General features: G+C 31.2%; 16 protein-coding genes. 2 read left to right on the forward strand and 14 right to left on the reverse strand.

Annotated features, from left to right (window positions below; all coding sequences use genetic code 11):
* Positions 1–8 precede the first annotated feature (8 nt).
* From DY168_RS10085 to DY168_RS10095, 3 genes are all read right to left on the reverse strand, one after another.
* Positions 9–221 (reverse strand): type II toxin-antitoxin system Phd/YefM family antitoxin, encoded by a 213-nt coding sequence (locus DY168_RS10085; protein ID WP_115641632.1) that lies wholly within the window; start codon positions 219–221, stop codon positions 9–11.
* Positions 222–540: 319 nt separating this feature from the next.
* On the reverse strand, positions 541–1,902 hold the full coding sequence (gene rlmD, locus DY168_RS10090) for a 23S rRNA (uracil(1939)-C(5))-methyltransferase RlmD (protein WP_115641633.1): 1,362 nt from the start codon (positions 1,900–1,902) through the stop codon (positions 541–543).
* Between the two features lie 142 nt (positions 1,903–2,044).
* Positions 2,045–2,410 (reverse strand): RDD family protein, encoded by a 366-nt coding sequence (locus DY168_RS10095; RefSeq protein ID WP_115641634.1) that lies wholly within the window; start codon positions 2,408–2,410, stop codon positions 2,045–2,047.
* A 367-nt stretch (positions 2,411–2,777) separates the two neighbouring features.
* On the opposite strand from DY168_RS10095, the gene DY168_RS10100 reads away from it, so the two are divergent.
* Complete coding sequence (locus DY168_RS10100; RefSeq protein WP_115641635.1) at positions 2,778–3,533, forward strand: TSUP family transporter; 756 nt, start codon at positions 2,778–2,780, stop codon at positions 3,531–3,533.
* A 70-nt stretch (positions 3,534–3,603) separates the two neighbouring features.
* Here DY168_RS10100 and selB read toward each other — a convergent pair whose 3' ends face one another.
* From selB to DY168_RS10120, 4 genes are all read right to left on the reverse strand, one after another.
* On the reverse strand, positions 3,604–5,511 hold the full coding sequence (selB, locus tag DY168_RS10105) for a selenocysteine-specific translation elongation factor (RefSeq protein ID WP_115641636.1): 1,908 nt from the start codon (positions 5,509–5,511) through the stop codon (positions 3,604–3,606).
* Between the two features lies 1 nt (position 5,512).
* Positions 5,513–6,901 carry an L-seryl-tRNA(Sec) selenium transferase gene (selA, locus tag DY168_RS10110; RefSeq protein WP_115641637.1) on the reverse strand — a complete coding sequence of 463 codons (1,389 nt, stop codon included), beginning with the start codon at positions 6,899–6,901 and terminating at the stop codon, positions 5,513–5,515.
* A 166-nt stretch (positions 6,902–7,067) separates the two neighbouring features.
* On the reverse strand, positions 7,068–8,096 hold the full coding sequence (gene selD / locus DY168_RS10115; RefSeq protein ID WP_115641638.1) for a selenide, water dikinase SelD: 1,029 nt from the start codon (positions 8,094–8,096) through the stop codon (positions 7,068–7,070).
* 173 nt (positions 8,097–8,269) lie between these two features.
* On the reverse strand, positions 8,270–8,887 hold the full coding sequence (locus tag DY168_RS10120; RefSeq protein ID WP_242984110.1) for a helix-hairpin-helix domain-containing protein: 618 nt from the start codon (positions 8,885–8,887) through the stop codon (positions 8,270–8,272).
* 168 nt (positions 8,888–9,055) lie between these two features.
* Between DY168_RS10120 and DY168_RS10125 the strand changes: the two genes are divergently transcribed.
* Entirely contained in the window at positions 9,056–10,345 is a 1,290-nt protein-coding gene (locus DY168_RS10125) for a D-alanyl-D-alanine carboxypeptidase family protein (protein WP_172556319.1), read from the forward strand.
* Between the two features lie 42 nt (positions 10,346–10,387).
* Here DY168_RS10125 and DY168_RS10130 read toward each other — a convergent pair whose 3' ends face one another.
* From DY168_RS10130 to rpmA, 7 genes are all read right to left on the reverse strand, one after another.
* The gene (locus tag DY168_RS10130; protein ID WP_115641640.1) at positions 10,388–11,284 is read right to left on the reverse strand and encodes an RluA family pseudouridine synthase; all 897 of its coding nucleotides are present in this window, start codon (positions 11,282–11,284) and stop codon (positions 10,388–10,390) included.
* Positions 11,285–11,298: 14 nt separating this feature from the next.
* On the reverse strand, positions 11,299–12,567 hold the full coding sequence (locus tag DY168_RS10135; RefSeq protein ID WP_115641641.1) for an LCP family protein: 1,269 nt from the start codon (positions 12,565–12,567) through the stop codon (positions 11,299–11,301).
* Positions 12,568–12,569: 2 nt separating this feature from the next.
* Positions 12,570–13,148 (reverse strand): bis(5'-nucleosyl)-tetraphosphatase (symmetrical) YqeK, encoded by a 579-nt coding sequence (gene yqeK, locus DY168_RS10140; protein ID WP_115641642.1) that lies wholly within the window; start codon positions 13,146–13,148, stop codon positions 12,570–12,572.
* A gap of 13 nt (positions 13,149–13,161) precedes the next feature.
* On the reverse strand, positions 13,162–13,761 hold the full coding sequence (nadD, locus tag DY168_RS10145) for a nicotinate-nucleotide adenylyltransferase (RefSeq protein ID WP_115641643.1): 600 nt from the start codon (positions 13,759–13,761) through the stop codon (positions 13,162–13,164).
* A gap of 35 nt (positions 13,762–13,796) precedes the next feature.
* Positions 13,797–14,087 carry a YhbY family RNA-binding protein gene (locus DY168_RS10150; protein ID WP_115641644.1) on the reverse strand — a complete coding sequence of 97 codons (291 nt, stop codon included), beginning with the start codon at positions 14,085–14,087 and terminating at the stop codon, positions 13,797–13,799.
* Between the two features lie 16 nt (positions 14,088–14,103).
* A complete protein-coding gene (gene obgE, locus DY168_RS10155; protein WP_115641645.1) occupies positions 14,104–15,378 on the reverse strand; it encodes a GTPase ObgE in 1,275 nt (424 codons plus the stop codon).
* Between the two features lie 105 nt (positions 15,379–15,483).
* Complete coding sequence (gene rpmA / locus DY168_RS10160) at positions 15,484–15,786, reverse strand: 50S ribosomal protein L27 (protein WP_029450787.1); 303 nt, start codon at positions 15,784–15,786, stop codon at positions 15,484–15,486.
* Between the last annotated feature and the right edge of the window lie 3 nt (positions 15,787–15,789).

Consider the following 15,789-nt stretch of genomic DNA (forward strand, 5'->3'; position numbering starts at 1 on the left):
TTTTATATTCAGTATTCAGTAATATCTATACCTGCTTTTAATAACCTTTCATATCTCTCGTGGGAGATAAGAACTGCTACAGGCTTTCCATTTTTCAAAATAAAAGCTGTTTTATCTTCATCTGATAAACCAGTAATTAATTTTGATGATTGTCCTCTAAGAAAATCTGACATGTTATAGAATTCCATCGGTTCCTTTTGGACTTTATCTTCCTTATCCATACCTAAATCCACCTTTTCTTTTAATCATAACATTTTACCACTCTTATTTCAACCTTTATATGTACTCAAAAAGTAATTACTTTCTAAGTACATTTCAATTTTATTTATCGATTCAATCCTATAGCCATCTTGTCAACTCACCACATTTTTGCCAGCAATCTTATCAACTCACCAACCCCATATTCAATTTCGAAAATCTACTGAGTAATCCACCACTCTTGGATATCTTCCCACAAAGCAAAAATCCGTGATTATCCTTCCGGCTTAGAACCAGACCTCAAATCACGGAAAGCCTTTATTTGCTTATCTTTTTACACTCTTACTTATCGACCCTTGACATCAATACTACCGTCTCAACGTGTGGCGTGTTCGGAAACATGTCTACTAGTAAGCTCTTTTGTATTTCATACCCCTTTTCTTCCAAAAACTTAAGATCTTGTACTAATGTTTTTGGATTGCAGGATACGTAGATTATTTCTTTTGCTTTAAAGTCTACTACGTATTGTAGTGCTTTTGGGTGTACTCCTGTTCTTGGTGGGTCTAGGATTATTATGTCTGGGCTTTCTTTTAGGTCTTGGATGACTTTGGTTACGTCTCCTGCTATGAAGTTACAGTTACTTAGGCCATTTAGCTTAGCGTTTTCGTTGGCTGCGTTGGCTGCTTCTTCTATTATTTCTACTCCTATTACCTTTTTTGCTTTGGCTGCTGTGATTTGGCCTATGGTTCCTGTGCCGCAGTAAAGGTCAAATATTGTTTTATCTTCTTCGTCTCCTAAAAACTCTCTTACTATGCTATATAGTTTCTCTGTTCCTTTGGAGTTTGTTTGGAAGAAGGCTAAAGGTGATATTTTAAATTTTAATCCTAGGATTTCTTCTGTTATATAATCTTTTCCGTGTAGTATATTTACCTTATCTGCAATTACAGCATCGGATAGGGAGTCATTTACTGTATGTAATATTGAAACTAATTTTCCTTTTAACTCTAATTCTAAAAGTTTTGATTTTAATTCTTCTAGATCAAAGTCAATTTGCGATGTTGCAACTAGGTTTACCATTATTTCTTGTGTATTATAGGCTTTTCTTATGATTAAGTTTCTAAGGTAACCTTCTCTTGACATTACTTTGTAATGTGGGAATCCTTTTTCTCTGAAGTATTCTAAAACCATTTTCATAATTTTTCTGTAGTCTTCATCTACTAGCATGCAGCTATCTGTAGTTACTATTTTAAATGAACTGCCTTTAACGTGCATTCCAAGGCAAAGCTCTCCGCCTTTTTCAAAGTCTCCAAAGGAGAATTCCATTTTATTTCTATATTCATATTGATTATCAGTGCCTACTATTCCTTGGAATTCTCCCATAGGTACTTCATCGTTATTGAATAATTTTTTTACTGACTGCATTTTAAATTCTAATTGTTTTTCGTATGGTACATGCTGACTTTGACATCCTCCGCAGGTTCCAAAGTGAGGACAAGGAGCATCTATTTCATACTCTGCCTTTTCAGTTATTTCTATAAACTTTGCCTCTCCATGAGTTTTTCTCTTTTTTGTAAGTCTTGCTGATACCTTTTCTCCTGGAAATGCTCCTTTTACGTATATCTTCATGTCTTCTAGTGTAGCTATTCCCTCTCCACCAAATCTTGTGTCCTCTATATTAAGCTCTAGTATATCGCCTTTTTTCATTTAACTGCTCCTCTTACCTCTATTAATATTTTGCTTTATCTATATAGTTATATAGTTTTTTAATAGCTTTACATTAGTCTATATAATTGCATAGTTTCTAAGTTTCTCAATAACTTTCCATTAATATTATACTATCTTTGCATTATTTCTTTATTAATTTTATGTTGCTTACTTTTCTACCTACAGTATTGTTCATTTTAGTTCTTTCCATTATTGGTGAGTAGATTATATTTACTATTATATATATGATTACATATACACCCATTTTATCTACTACACGTAAGTTTACAAGCTTCATTATAAAATTAAATATCATAAGAAAAACAAATGATGCTCCCCCTATTACTATCTGATCTATAATGCTTGCTTGTATGCTATCAAAAAATGTTACTTCTTCTTTTATAAGTGGTGTTTCATCTAAAACTACTTTTCCCTCTTCTAAATTTTTATCACCTATTATAAGTTCTTCTTTTTTTTCATTTGTTTTATTTTCTTCATTTTCTAACATAACTTTGTCTCCTTATCTTCATTTTTAATATTATAACATATACGGTACCTTAAAAAAATAATAATCTAATGCAAAAATAGGCTAGATTGCTTACTTATCCTTTTTAAAAATACCTAGATTTATTTACAGAAAAATATTATTCCTATAGATACAGATTATACACTATATAGATACATTATGTGTAAACTTCATATTAATATTAATAGGTTTATGCTATAATATTCTCGGTATTTATACTATATTATGATTTTTTAAAGTGCAATACTTGAAGGTTTAAGTTATGTTTAACTGCTACCTTTTTAAGATATCAATCAATTTTTATCAGGTTTCTAATTAAAATAGCTAATTAAATTAGGATGGTGTTACTGTGTGGAATTTAGTTTTTTTATGTTTTGCTGGATTTTTGGCTTCTTTTGTTGATTCTATTGCTGGTGGTGGTGGGCTTATAAGTGTTCCGGCATTTTTTATCGCTGGTTTTTCTCCTTATTTTGCTTTGGGTACAAATAAATTTGCTGCTACCACAGGTTCTTTTACTAGTTCTTTAAGGTTTGCTCGTTCTGGTAAGGTGAATTTTAGTGTTATAAAATACATAATTCCTTTTACTCTTATAGGTGCCATTTTAGGAGTTAAAACTGTCCTTCTTATAAATCAGGACTTTCTCTATCCTTTAGTTATGGCATTAATATTATTTGTAGGAGCTTATAGTCTATTTTCAAAAAACCTTGGTATGGAAAATGGATTTACTAAAGTTACGAAACTAAATTTAGCCCTTGGAATACTTCTTGGCTTTACTATAGGATTTTATGATGGCTTTTTTGGTCCTGGCACTGGGTCTTTTCTTATATTTGGTTTAATAAGCATATTTAAATTTGATTTTGTAAGTGCTAGTGGCAATGCTAAATTTTTAAACTTTATAAGCAATGTAACTTCACTTGTAGTCTTTGCTATAGAGGGTAAGATAAATTATCTTTATGGCATACCTATAGCTATATTCATGGTATTTGGAGCAAACTTTGGTACAAAAGTTGCTCTTAATAAGGGAAGTAAGCTCATTAAACCAATATTTATAGTAATGTCTCTTGGTGTAGCCTTAAAGTTACTTATTGAAAATTATATATTGTAATTTTCTATATATATATAAACCAAAACAAAAGCTGACTTTTAAATTTAAGTCAGCTTTTACTTACCACCTACTAGTATAATATTCTCTTATCTTCTATTCTCTTTGTAAACTTTATAGAATCAAAATGTTCTAAGATGGCTACTGCATATTTTCTGCTGGTGTCTAGTACTGTTCTTGCTTCTGCTGCGCCTATGCTTTCATTTTCTTCTATATAACTTTTAATTATATCCTTAGCTTTTAGGTAATCTTCCTTTAGATACACTACATCTTCCATTACCTTTACTAATGATCCTGTATCTATTAAGGAATCGTAGACCATCTTAAATGTCTTTTTATCCTTTTCTTTAGCTTCCATATCTGCATACTTTGGAGAATTATATCCTAAAGATTTAAAGGTTTTTATTATTCTATCCTTTACTTCTTTTTGATCTTTTGTATATTCAATATTAAAACTTTCTAAGGCTACAAAGCTATCGTTAATTTTTATTGATCCATGACTTTGCATGATTTCTAATATTTCATCATAGGTTTTTTGTTTTATTTCTCTGCCAAAGATTTTGCCCTTTATTTCTTCTTTTGACATACCAAATTTAAGTGGATTTTGATTATGATACTTTTCTAATAAATCCATTAATTCTTTTAGCTTATTTTCATAATAACTTTTGTGAATGTATACATGTTTATCACTGGAATTAAGGCTTATTATTTTATTTTTATCTATAAGTTCTTTTAATATATCTTTTATATCTTCATGATTTTTACCTAGGGCTTTTAATATATCAAATTCCGTTGGATATTTTGAGCTTATAGCTAAAACTGTACTTTCTATTATATCTTTTGGGTCTCCACTTTCTTTAATTTTAAGTTCTTTTATATAATCTTCTTTAAACCTTTTAGCTTTAGTTGCTACTGGCTCTATAATAGATCCCCCGGCTATAGTTACCATAGGTGAATAGGTTCTAAGTACGTATCTATCATTCCTTTGTACTGTTATAGGCCTTTCTAGCCTTAACTGAACATAAGCCTGTTCACCTGGCTTTATTTCTTCTTTGTCTAAAATTATTACCCTGCATAATATTTCATTAGTACCGTGATATAATCTTAGCCTTTGTCTATTTTCTATAGGTTTTTGTGAGTTTTTAAGATGATAAAGCTTACAATCTATAACCATTGAAGGCTCCATTATATTAGCCACTGATACTACATCGCCTCTATTAATATCTTCAACTTTTACATTTGTAATGTTAAGTGCGCACCTTTGACCTGCTTCTCCTATCTTAACGTTTTCTTCATGAACTTGTATACTTCTTATTTTGCCTATAGCCATGGAAGGATAAATTTGTACTGTATCTCCTTCCTTTACTTTTCCACCTATTATTGTTCCTGTAACTACTGTTCCAAATCCACTTACAGAAAATATTCTGTCTACTGGGAGTCTAAAGTGACCTTCTGTATCTTTAGGATCTACCTCTTCTGTTGCCTTTTCTATTTCTTCTATAAGGCTTTCTATACCCATTTTAGTTTTAGATGACACAGGTATTATAGGGGCCCCATCTAAAAATGTACCTTTAAAGCTATCTTCAACCTCAGATTCTACCATGCTTAGCCATTCCTCATCTACAAGGTCTGCTTTGGTTAATGCTATTATCCCTTTTTTGACATTTAGTAGTTGAAGTATTTCAAAGTGTTCCTTTGTTTGTGGCATAATTCCTTCATCTGCTGCTATTACTAAAATTACTACATCTACTCCACTTACCCCTGCTAGCATATTTTTTATAAACTTTTCGTGACCTGGTACATCTATTATTCCGGCTCTTTTTCCTGATGGAAGATCAAAGAAGGTGAATCCAAGATTTATTGAGATACCTCTATCCTTTTCTTCTTTTGTGGTATCTGTTTCTCTTCCTGTTAGAGCCTTTATAAGTGTAGTTTTACCATGGTCTATGTGACCTGCTGTTCCAATTATAATGTGCTTCATTTTAAACCTCTCCCATGCTTTTAAAAGCCTTAGCTATTATGTCTAGATCTTCTTCTAAAAGGGCTCTTACATCTATTATAATTTCTCCATTATAAACTCTTGCTATTATAGGAATAGTATTACTTCTTAGTTTTTCTTCTATAACTGATGCTGGAACCTTATCGCTCTTTACTTTAAGCGCATAGCTTTCGATTTTTTCTGTAGGCATAGATCCTCCACCTACCATAGAAAAGTCTTTTTCTATATTAAAACTAAAATGTTTTGGAGCTCCTTGAAGTTTTCTTTTAAGCTTTTGTGCTCTTCTTTTTAGTTCTTCGGGGTCTAATAACATCATCCTTAATGTAGGTACTCTTTTTAATGCTTCCTTTTCATCTAAATAACAAGTTAAAGTACCCTCAAGGGCTGCTAATGTCATCTTATCTATTCTAAGTGCCCTTGTTAATTGATTCTTCTTTATTCTATCTATATACTTTTTCTTTCCTACAATTATTCCAGCTTGAGGTCCACCTAGCATTTTATCTCCACTAAAAGTAACTACGTCAATTCCCTTTTTTATGCTTTCTTGTACTGTAGGCTCATGTATGAATCCATATTTAGATAAATCTAAAAGAACTCCACTTCCTATATCCTCTATTATTGGCTTATCATATTTTATACCAAGTTCCACTAATTCTTCAATAGGTACCTCTTCTGTAAAGCCCATTATCTTAAAATTTGAAGTATGTACCTTTAATAAAACTCCAGTATTTTCATTTATATTATCTTCATAATCATAAAGATGAGTTCTATTGGTAGTTCCAACTTCCATAAGTTTTGCCCTACTAAATTTCATTACTTCAGGTATTCTAAAAGAACCTCCTATTTCAACTAGCTGTCCTCTTGAAACTATGGCTTCTTTATCCTCACAAAGAGTGTTTAAAACTAACATTACAGCTGCTGCATTATTATTAACTACTACCGCTGCCTCAGCTCCTGTGATCTTTTTTATAATCTCTTCTATGTGACTATATCTTGATCCTCTTTTACCCTCTATTAGATCATATTCAAGGTTATTATAATTTTTTGCTACGTCAATAACGTTTTCTAAAGCCTCGTCACATAATATAGACCTACCTAAATTAGTATGAATTACAATACCTGCACCATTTACTACCTTTTTTAAATTAGGTTTACGTTTCTTTTCTAAGATTTTATTGAAATAACTCATTATATCCTCTTTAGAAAAGTCTTCAATATCATCTTTAAGTATGGACTTTCTATAAAATTCTATAGTTTCTCTTAAAGATTCCATGACAATAACCCTCATATTATTATCTAAAGCATTTAGCACTGACTTTTCTTCAAGTAATTCATCCATCTTAGGTAATTTTCTTAATAAATCTTTATTCATACGCCACCCCTCCTTTAACACATCTTTAAAATAACAGTTAAAGTATTATTACTCCTAAGTTATTTTAAAGATTCCTAAACTACCGTTATATATACCTTATATATAATTTTTTTATTTATAATTTTTATTTATACACTACTAAGTATTTATCTAATCCCTATAGTTTCTATACTACTATTATATCTACGTCACCTTTAGGTAACACTTCACCTATTATGCTTGACTTTATGTCTAGCTTATCTAGGCTTTTCATTATTTCTGCCGCTGTTTCTTCATTGCAGCTCACAAGAAGTCCACCTGAAGTTTGAGGATCAAATAGTATATCTTCCATCCATGTATCTACATTATCTAATTTGTACTTACCTTTTATAAATTCTCTATTTTTGTAACTTCCCTCTGGAACTAGTCCCATACTAGCATATTCTTTAGCTTCTTCTATATAAGGAACCTTGTCTTTATATATCTTTAAAGTTACATCAGACCCTTTTGCCATCTCAAATCCATGTCCCATAAGTCCAAAGCCAGTAATATCAGTACATGCGCTTATATCTTTACCCATAATAGCTTCTGCTGCATATTTATTAAGGGTTACCATTACCTTAACTGCCATGTCATAAGCCTTTTTACTAGCCATTTCTCCCTTTATTGCTGTATTTAATATTCCAAGTCCTAAAGGCTTCGTTAATATTAAAACTTCGCCTTCTTTGCATCCATAATTTTTCCATACCTTATCTGGGTGAACTGTCCCTGTAACAGATAGTCCAAATTTAGGTTCATCATCTTGAACTGAATGGCCTCCTACTACTACAGCACCTGATTCTAATACCTTATCTGCTCCACCTTTTAATATTTCCCCTAAAACTTCAATAGGAAGGCAGTTCGGAAAACAAACTATGTTTAATGCCACTATAGGCTTTCCTCCCATTGCATAAACATCGCTTAATGAATTAGATGCAGCAATTTGCCCAAAGGTATAAGGATCATCTACAACTGGTGTAAAAAAGTCTAAAGTTTGTATTGTTGCTATATCATCACTTAATTTATAAACTGCTGCATCGTCACTGGTTTCTATACCTACAATTAAATTATCATCTTTCATCTTAGGTAATTTATCTAATATTTTCGAAAGGGTCTCCGGCCCTATTTTAGCTGCTCATCCTGAGGTTTTTGCGTATTGTGTAAGTTTAACGTCCATATAATATCACCTCTTAATTAAATTTTCATTCTTCTTTATTATATATTATTTGACATAAAGTTTAAAGGTAGAGTAACCTTTAAATCCTAAGCTTTTAAGATATGTCTAAATATTAACTATTTAATGTGTAAAATATTAATATTTTTACGCTTTAAGCTTGCCTTGCATCTACCTTATCGTACATCTATCTTATCTTTAAACTTAGCTAAAGTTTTATCCCCTATACCACCAATATTTTTCATATCTTCAACTGTTGAAAACCCACCACTACTTTCCCTGTAATCAATTATCTTACCTGCTGTAACCTCACCTACTCCAGGTAATTTCATAAGTTCTTCCTTTGTTGCACTATTTATATTTATAATTTCATCTTTACCTCCAGGCATTGCGGTTCCCCCTGATACAGGTCTTGAATTCCCATCTGTAGATGGTATTATGATACAGTCCCCGTCTCTTAACTTTTTTGCTTGATTCACACTGTTTAAATCTCCTTTTTCTGTTATACCTCCAGCTTCTACAATAACATCTTTAACTATACTGTAATCTTCCATCACATAAACCTCTGGTTCTTTTACTTCTCCTTTTATTTCTACAGTTATCTTTTTCCCCTTAGGCTTTTCCTTATTTGCTACTGATTTAGTTTCCTCTACGGATTCTTTTTCTGATACAAATATGTCTTCATTGTTAACTTTAGGTTTTTGTATGAAGACTTTGTTTGCAATAAAGAATGCCATGAATATTACTGAAATCATTGCTATACCTATATATTTCTCTTTGTTTTTTATCTTCAATTTCTCATCTCCTTATACTCTTATAATTCATTATTGACTAAACATTATAAAATATATCGTAAAAGTTCCTTTTCTTTGTTATAATAATTTATACTATACTATTATATATCTTCATACTTTGTTATATTTTATGATACTTATAATGATATTAAAAGGATGGGTGAAATAATGAAGAAAAGCTTTTTTTTGTTAATAGTGTTTATTCTACTCTGTAGTAATTCTTATACAGTAAAAGCTACTAATCTTAAAGATCCTGAAATACATTCTAAAGGTGCTGTATTAATAGAAGCTAATACAGGAAAAATACTTTTTAACAAAAATGCAAAAGTTCCTATGGCACCAGCTTCAACTACAAAGGTTATGACTGCAATACTAGTTTTAGAAAATACTACATTAAAGGATAAGGTTCTAATAGGTAAGAATCCACCTAATGCTGATGGAACTGCAATCGGCGTTAAAGAAGGGGAAGAGTTTACTGTAGAAGACCTTTTATATTCCCTGCTTTTAGACTCAGCTAATGATGCTGCTGAGGCTTTAGCTGAACATATAAGTGGAACTAATGAAAACTTTGCTAAACTTATGAATGAAAGAGCAAAAAGTATTGGCTGCGAAAATACCAACTTTAAAAATCCTAGTGGATTGTACGAGGAAGGTCACGTAACCACGGCTTATGATTTAGCGCTAATAACTAGGGAAGCTTATAAAAACCCAATATTTTTAAGAATAGAAGATGCACCGTTTTATAAGATACCTTCAACTAATATTACTCCAGAAATAAGATGGGTAAACAATAAAAATTCATTAATTTTAAAAGACAGTAAATTCTTTTATGAAGAATGTGTAGGTGGTAAGACTGGCTATACTACACTTTCAAGGCATACTTATACAGCTATAGCTGAAAAAGATAATCAAAAACTTATACTAGCCTTTTTAGATGCACCCGATAAAGACACATATTTCGCTGACTCTAAGAACCTTTTTGAATACGGTTTTTCTAGATATAAAACTTTTAAACTCTTTTCAAAAGGTGACAAGGTTTCAAGCTACTATATAGATAAAGATGTTTCTATACCCCTTTTAGCTACAAACGACTTTTATTATGTTGAAGACTTAAATACTTCAGGTAAAAATCACTCAAAAGATCCTGTAGGTAAAATACATTTAGAAGATAAAGACTTAACTAATGTAAGCTTTAATGAGGGAGATACAATAATTAATTCTAGAATAAACATTAACGAAAAGAACGTAGGAACCCTTGACCTATATAGTGGTATTACAAGAAATGCATCTTACATTTCAGTAGCTAAGAATTCTATTGACAAAGGCCTTTCTAAGTTCAAAGCTTCTTACGTGTTAACACTTACAGGAATCTTCTTATTTGGTACAAGCCTTATTAGAAAAAGAATTAAACAAATTAACAACCATAATAAATACAAACACAAAAAAGCAGATTTCTAAAAATCTGCTTTTTTTAATAAAAGTCTTTAAATTTATATAATATTAAATTCTTAGTTGTTCCATCAAACTTTTAATATCCTCTGGAAGCTCTGATGTTAGATTTATTATCTTCCCCGTTCGAGGGTGTGGAAATTCTAAGGCGTAAGCATGAAGTGCCTGCCTTTTTATAATTTCACTATCATCATATATGCTATATAGTTCATCTCCATATATAGAATGTCCCATATGCTCTAGGTGTACCCTAATCTGGTGTGTCCTACCTGTTTCTAATATCAATTCTAGAAGTGTAGCCTCAGCATATCTTTCTTTAACCTTATAGTGAGTAACACTTTTTTGACCTCTTTCATCAACTACCCTTTTTATAAATTCTTCACCAGGGTAATAGATAGGTAAGTCTATAGTTCCAAAGTCTTCTTCAAAGGATCCATGAACTACAGCTCTATAATACTTTTTAAATTCAGGAAGCTTCATAGCTTCTGATAGTTTTGCATGTGAATATTGGTTTTTAGCTATTATTATAAGGCCCGATGTATTCATATCAAGTCTGCTAACAAGCCGTACTACAGATGCAGACTTATTTTCCTTAAAGTGATATATTACTCCGTTAGATAGTGTACCTAGCTTATGCTTTCTAGTTGGATGCACTACCATAAAAGGTGGTTTATTTACTACTAACACATCTTCATCTTCATAAACTATGTCTAAAGGCATATCCTCTGCCTCAATATTTTGGCTTTCTTTTTTGTTAATGTCTACGGATATATTTTCGCCTTCTTTTATAATGTGGTTTAATTTAACTACATCACCATTTACCTTTATTCTACCCTCTGGTGCAGCTCCTCTTATTAGTCTACTTGAAAGGCCTTTATGGTGCTTTAAGTAGTCTCTTATCTTAAGTCCTACCGCTTCTTTTTCTACTATAAATTCTAAATTATTCATCTTTAATACCTCGATTAATTCTTTAAAGTCTTTTTATCTTCTCCAAGTATAATTATTATATCAAAATCTCCCTGTTTTCCTTCTAGGGATTGAACACTTTTAATATTAAAATCCTGTTTTATTATACTTTTTAAGTCTTTATTATTATCTTTTATATAAGCTTTACTCTCCATAAGTTTTTCTCCATTACCTATTATTATATTCTGATACCCAAGGTTTTTTAGCATACTAGAATATACTTTTGCAAGGCCCTCTACATTAGTTCCATTTAATACCTTCACCTTAAGTTTACTCTTATCAATGCCTCCGCTAGTAATAGATGATGCAGTTTTACTTACAGATTGTAATGATTGTAATGTATCTTTATTTTTATTTTTATCATATATAAAATATGAAATTCCTTTAATGTATTTAGGCTCTCCCTCTAGGATACAAAACTTTATATCCCTTGTAGATAATTCAATTCCTTTAGATCCATGTTTAATCATAGCACTAGGGGACATATTCGTTTCCACATTTTCTTCAATAACAGATAAGATTTTAGGTATTCTTAAGGGCATCATGGGACTTTTAATCTTCTTTGTTACCTTTTCCATGAATATATGCTGGTTTTTTATTCTACCAAGGTCACCTTCTGCAAGACCTGTTCCATCGTTGTTTTTTCTCCACCTAAAAAATTCTTCTGACTTTTTACCATCAAGGTGGATACCTCTTCCTTTTTTAAAATCAATGTGAAGATCTTGGCCTTCATCATCGTAGTTCATATCTTCCTCTATATCTATATTCACTCCACCTATAGCATCTATAAATTTTGTGAAAGCTTTATAATCTAACTTAATGTAATAATTTATTGTCGTATCTAGCATATTTTCTACTACTTCAATGGTCTTTTTAGCTCCTCCAAAGGCATAAGCTGAATTTATTTTTATATCTTTATTATTTATTTTTATCTTTGTATCCCTAGGTATGGATATAACTTTTATATCCTTTTCACTAGGATTGTAATGGAGGATCATCATAGAATCTGTTCTTTTTATATCCTCATTTTCCTTTATATTAGGATCACCAATATCTACTCCTAAAATGAGTATGTTTATTGGCAGTGATCTTTTTGTATCTACAGGTTTTATAATTTTAGCCTGAGATTCAACCTTTTCGTTTAACTTTCTACTAGCTCCAAATAGATATAATACACCAATTAAAAAGATACAAATTACAACAGATAGTGCTATACATAAAAGTTTCTTTAATCTTCTTTTATTCATGCCTTCATCTATATCCATATTTAACTCCTATTTATTTTATTTTGTATTAAATAATTTCTTGCATTAACTGTTCCATTTAAAAGTATCTGACCTTTTTTAATTATATACCTTATGGTATGGTCCATAGCATAAAGTACTCCCTCATCTAAATCCTTTAATGCAATCATTCTAATATCTTGAACTCCTGGAAAGTCTCTATTAGGTTCTATATAATCTGAAAGGTAGATTATTTTCTCAAGTTTACTCATATTTTCTCTTCCTGTTGTATGATATGCAGCAGCATTAAAAACGTCTTCATCTTCTATGCCCATTAATGTTTTACCTATTATAGCTCCTGCAAGTCCATGTAAAAGCACTGGTGCTTTAGACATTTCCTTATCTATTCTTATTCCTTCTGATTTTATTATATATTCTATTTCTTTTACAGTTTTATTTTTTGCAGCATCATGTATAAGCGCTGCAAGTTTAGCCCTTTCTACATCCTCATCATAAATCTTAGCTAACCTTTCTGCGGTACTTTCAACTCCAAGTACATGTAGGTACCTATCTTCTTTTAGGTTTTCTTTAAGGTATCTTTTTATTTCAGTTTCTGTCCACATAAATAACATCTCCTTATTTATAAAGACCCATTGTCTTTATACAATCATATACCTCATAAGGCAAAAAATATTCTATGTTTATACCCTCTCTTATTCTATCCCTTATATAAGAAGAAGATATGTCTAAGTTCAATAAGTCAAGCCACAGTATTTCTATTTGAAATTCTCTTTCCACTTTACTCTTTTGTACTAGAATATCTTCTTTATTATATGAAGGTCTATTAAATACTACTAAGGTGCAATCTTTTAATATGCACTCTATATTCTTCCAGCTATATATTTCCATTAAACTATCTGCACCTACTATAAAATACAGTTTAGAATTGTCAATGGACTTAAAATGCTGAAGAGTTTCATAGCTATAACTATAACCTTTTTTAAAAATCTCATAATCACTTATAGAAAATCTATTATAATCCTTTATAGCAATTTTAGTAAGTTCATATCTGACCTTTGGCTCTGTTACTTTACCCTCCTTTTTATGTGGAGGATTACCATTAGGGACAAATATTACCTCATCTAAGCAAAGTTGTCTTAAGGCCTCACTTGCTATATACATATGTGCTATATGTATAGGATCAAAGGTTCCACCAAAAATGCCCTTAGACTTCATATTAACGCCTCACTTTTACATGATATTAAAAGGTTTTAAGGTAATTCAATCTTAGGTTTTTTAGTAGACTCTCTATATAAAACTACTTTGCTACCTATACACTGAACGCCATCTGCTCCTAATCTTTCACATATAATTCTAGAAGCTTCTTTTGGGTCAATATCGCTATTATTTAAAACTGTTATCTTTATTAATTCTCTAACTTCTAATGCTTCATCAATTTGTTTTAAAAAGGTATTTTCTATACCATTTTTTCCTAGTTGGAATATAGAATCTAATTTATTTCCAAGAGATCTTAAATAAGCTCTTTGCTTACTAGTAATCAAATTTACCACTCCTTAATTAATATAAGTATTCAAATTCAAAATTGTTAAGTCTTACAAGATCTCCATCCTCTATACCCATTTCTTTAAGTTCATTCAAAACACCTTTATTTTTTAGAACCTTATGGAAATATCTTAAAGAATCTGCATCATTAACATTTACAGCTAAGAGTAATCTATCAACAAAGCTTCCTTGTATAACAAAAACTCTATCTTGTTCCTCTATAGTGTAATTAAATCTCTTGTATTCTACTTCATATTTATCTTCTTCTGCTATTTCAAGTTGTACTACTGGTATGGTAGTTAAAGTTCTTGCTGCTTCTTTCATAAGATCTTCTACCCCTTCATTTGTAGCTGCAGATATCTTAAATACTTTATCATATCCCATTTCATTAAGCTTTAATACAAAGTTTTCGTAAACTTCTTCATCATATAGCATATCACTTTTGTTTGCTGCTATAATTTGAGGTCTATCCCAAAGTTTTACGTCATATTTTTTTAACTCTTCATTGATTTTTAAGAAGTCTTCTAGAGCATCTCTTCCTTCAACACCTGATATATCTACTACGTGGATAAGTACTCTGGTTCTTTCTATATGTCTTAAAAAGTCAAGTCCAAGACCTACGCCTTCTGCAGCACCTTCAATTATTCCTGGTATATCTGCTATAACAAAAGGTTCGATATTTTTTACACTTACCACTCCAAGATTTGGTCTTAATGTAGTAAAGTGATAATTAGCTATCTTTGGAGTTGCTTTAGATACCATAGATAACAAGGTAGACTTTCCTACATTTGGGAAACCTATAAGTCCTACATCTGCTAAAAGTTTTAATTCTAATAATATGGCTCTTTCTTCTCCTGGCATTCCAGGCTCTGCAAAGCTAGGTGCTTGCCTTGTAGGTGTAGTAAACTTAACGTTTCCTTTACCACCAGTTCCACCTCTTGCTACTACATACTCTTGACCAGGATTTGATAAATCAACCATAACTTTTCCTGTCTCTTCATCCTTTATTATAGTACCCATAGGAACCTTTATATAAAGATTTTCTCCTCTTCTACCATAACATTTAGATCCTGAACCATCTTGACCTCTTTCTGCCGCATACTTTCTTTTATAGGTAAAATCAAGTAATGTAGTCATATTGCTTTCAGCAATAAGTATTACATCTCCACCATTTCCTCCGTCTCCGCCATCTGGTCCTCCAAGTGGTACATACTTTTCTCTTCTAAAAGATACTGATCCGTGTCCACCATCTCCAGATTTAATAAATATTTTCGTTCTATCAATAAACAATTCTATCACCTTCCTCTTTTTTTATTAATTTCTATCTAATATAGGCCTCAAAATAATGAATTTTAAAAAAGCACCCACTAATGGGTGCTTAAAAAGCATCTAAAATTATTCAGCTATTGCTTCTTGAACGTCAGCTGGGTAGACACTAGCTTTTTTTCTGTCTTTTCCCATTCTTTCGTATTTTACAACACCATCAGCTTTAGCGAATAAAGTATCGTCCTTACCTAAACCTACGTTAGTACCTGGGTGAATTTTAGTTCCCCTTTGTCTAACTAATATATTTCCTGCAAGAACAAACTCTCCATCTGAACATTTTACTCCAAGTCTTTTGGATTCAGAATCTCTACCATTTCTTGAGCTTCCTACTCCTTTTTTGTGAGCAAACAATTGAAGGTTCATAATTAGCATAAC

Origin of the sequence: Clostridium putrefaciens (genome assembly GCF_900461105.1) — a bacterium.
GTDB classification, from domain to species: Bacteria; Bacillota; Clostridia; order Clostridiales; family Clostridiaceae; genus Clostridium_L; species Clostridium_L putrefaciens.

Excerpts from the sequence above, each read along its gene's own strand:
- DY168_RS10085 (WP_115641632.1), bottom strand. The coding sequence starts at position 221 with ATGGATAAGGAAGATAAAGTCCAAAAGGAACCGATGGAATTCTATAAC.
- rlmD (WP_115641633.1), bottom strand. The coding sequence starts at position 1,902 with ATGAAAAAAGGCGATATACTAGAGCTTAATATAGAGGACACAAGATTT.
- DY168_RS10095 (WP_115641634.1), bottom strand. The coding sequence starts at position 2,410 with ATGTTAGAAAATGAAGAAAATAAAACAAATGAAAAAAAAGAAGAACTT.
- selB (WP_115641636.1), bottom strand. The coding sequence starts at position 5,511 with ATGAAGCACATTATAATTGGAACAGCAGGTCACATAGACCATGGTAAA.
- selA (WP_115641637.1), bottom strand. The coding sequence starts at position 6,901 with ATGAATAAAGATTTATTAAGAAAATTACCTAAGATGGATGAATTACTT.
- DY168_RS10125 (WP_172556319.1), top strand. The coding sequence starts at position 9,056 with ATGAAGAAAAGCTTTTTTTTGTTAATAGTGTTTATTCTACTCTGTAGT.
- DY168_RS10130 (WP_115641640.1), bottom strand. The coding sequence starts at position 11,284 with ATGAATAATTTAGAATTTATAGTAGAAAAAGAAGCGGTAGGACTTAAG.
- DY168_RS10135 (WP_115641641.1), bottom strand. The coding sequence starts at position 12,567 with ATGGATATAGATGAAGGCATGAATAAAAGAAGATTAAAGAAACTTTTA.
- yqeK (WP_115641642.1), bottom strand. The coding sequence starts at position 13,148 with ATGTGGACAGAAACTGAAATAAAAAGATACCTTAAAGAAAACCTAAAA.
- nadD (WP_115641643.1), bottom strand. The coding sequence starts at position 13,761 with ATGAAGTCTAAGGGCATTTTTGGTGGAACCTTTGATCCTATACATATA.
- rpmA (WP_029450787.1), bottom strand. The coding sequence starts at position 15,786 with ATGCTAATTATGAACCTTCAATTGTTTGCTCACAAAAAAGGAGTAGGA.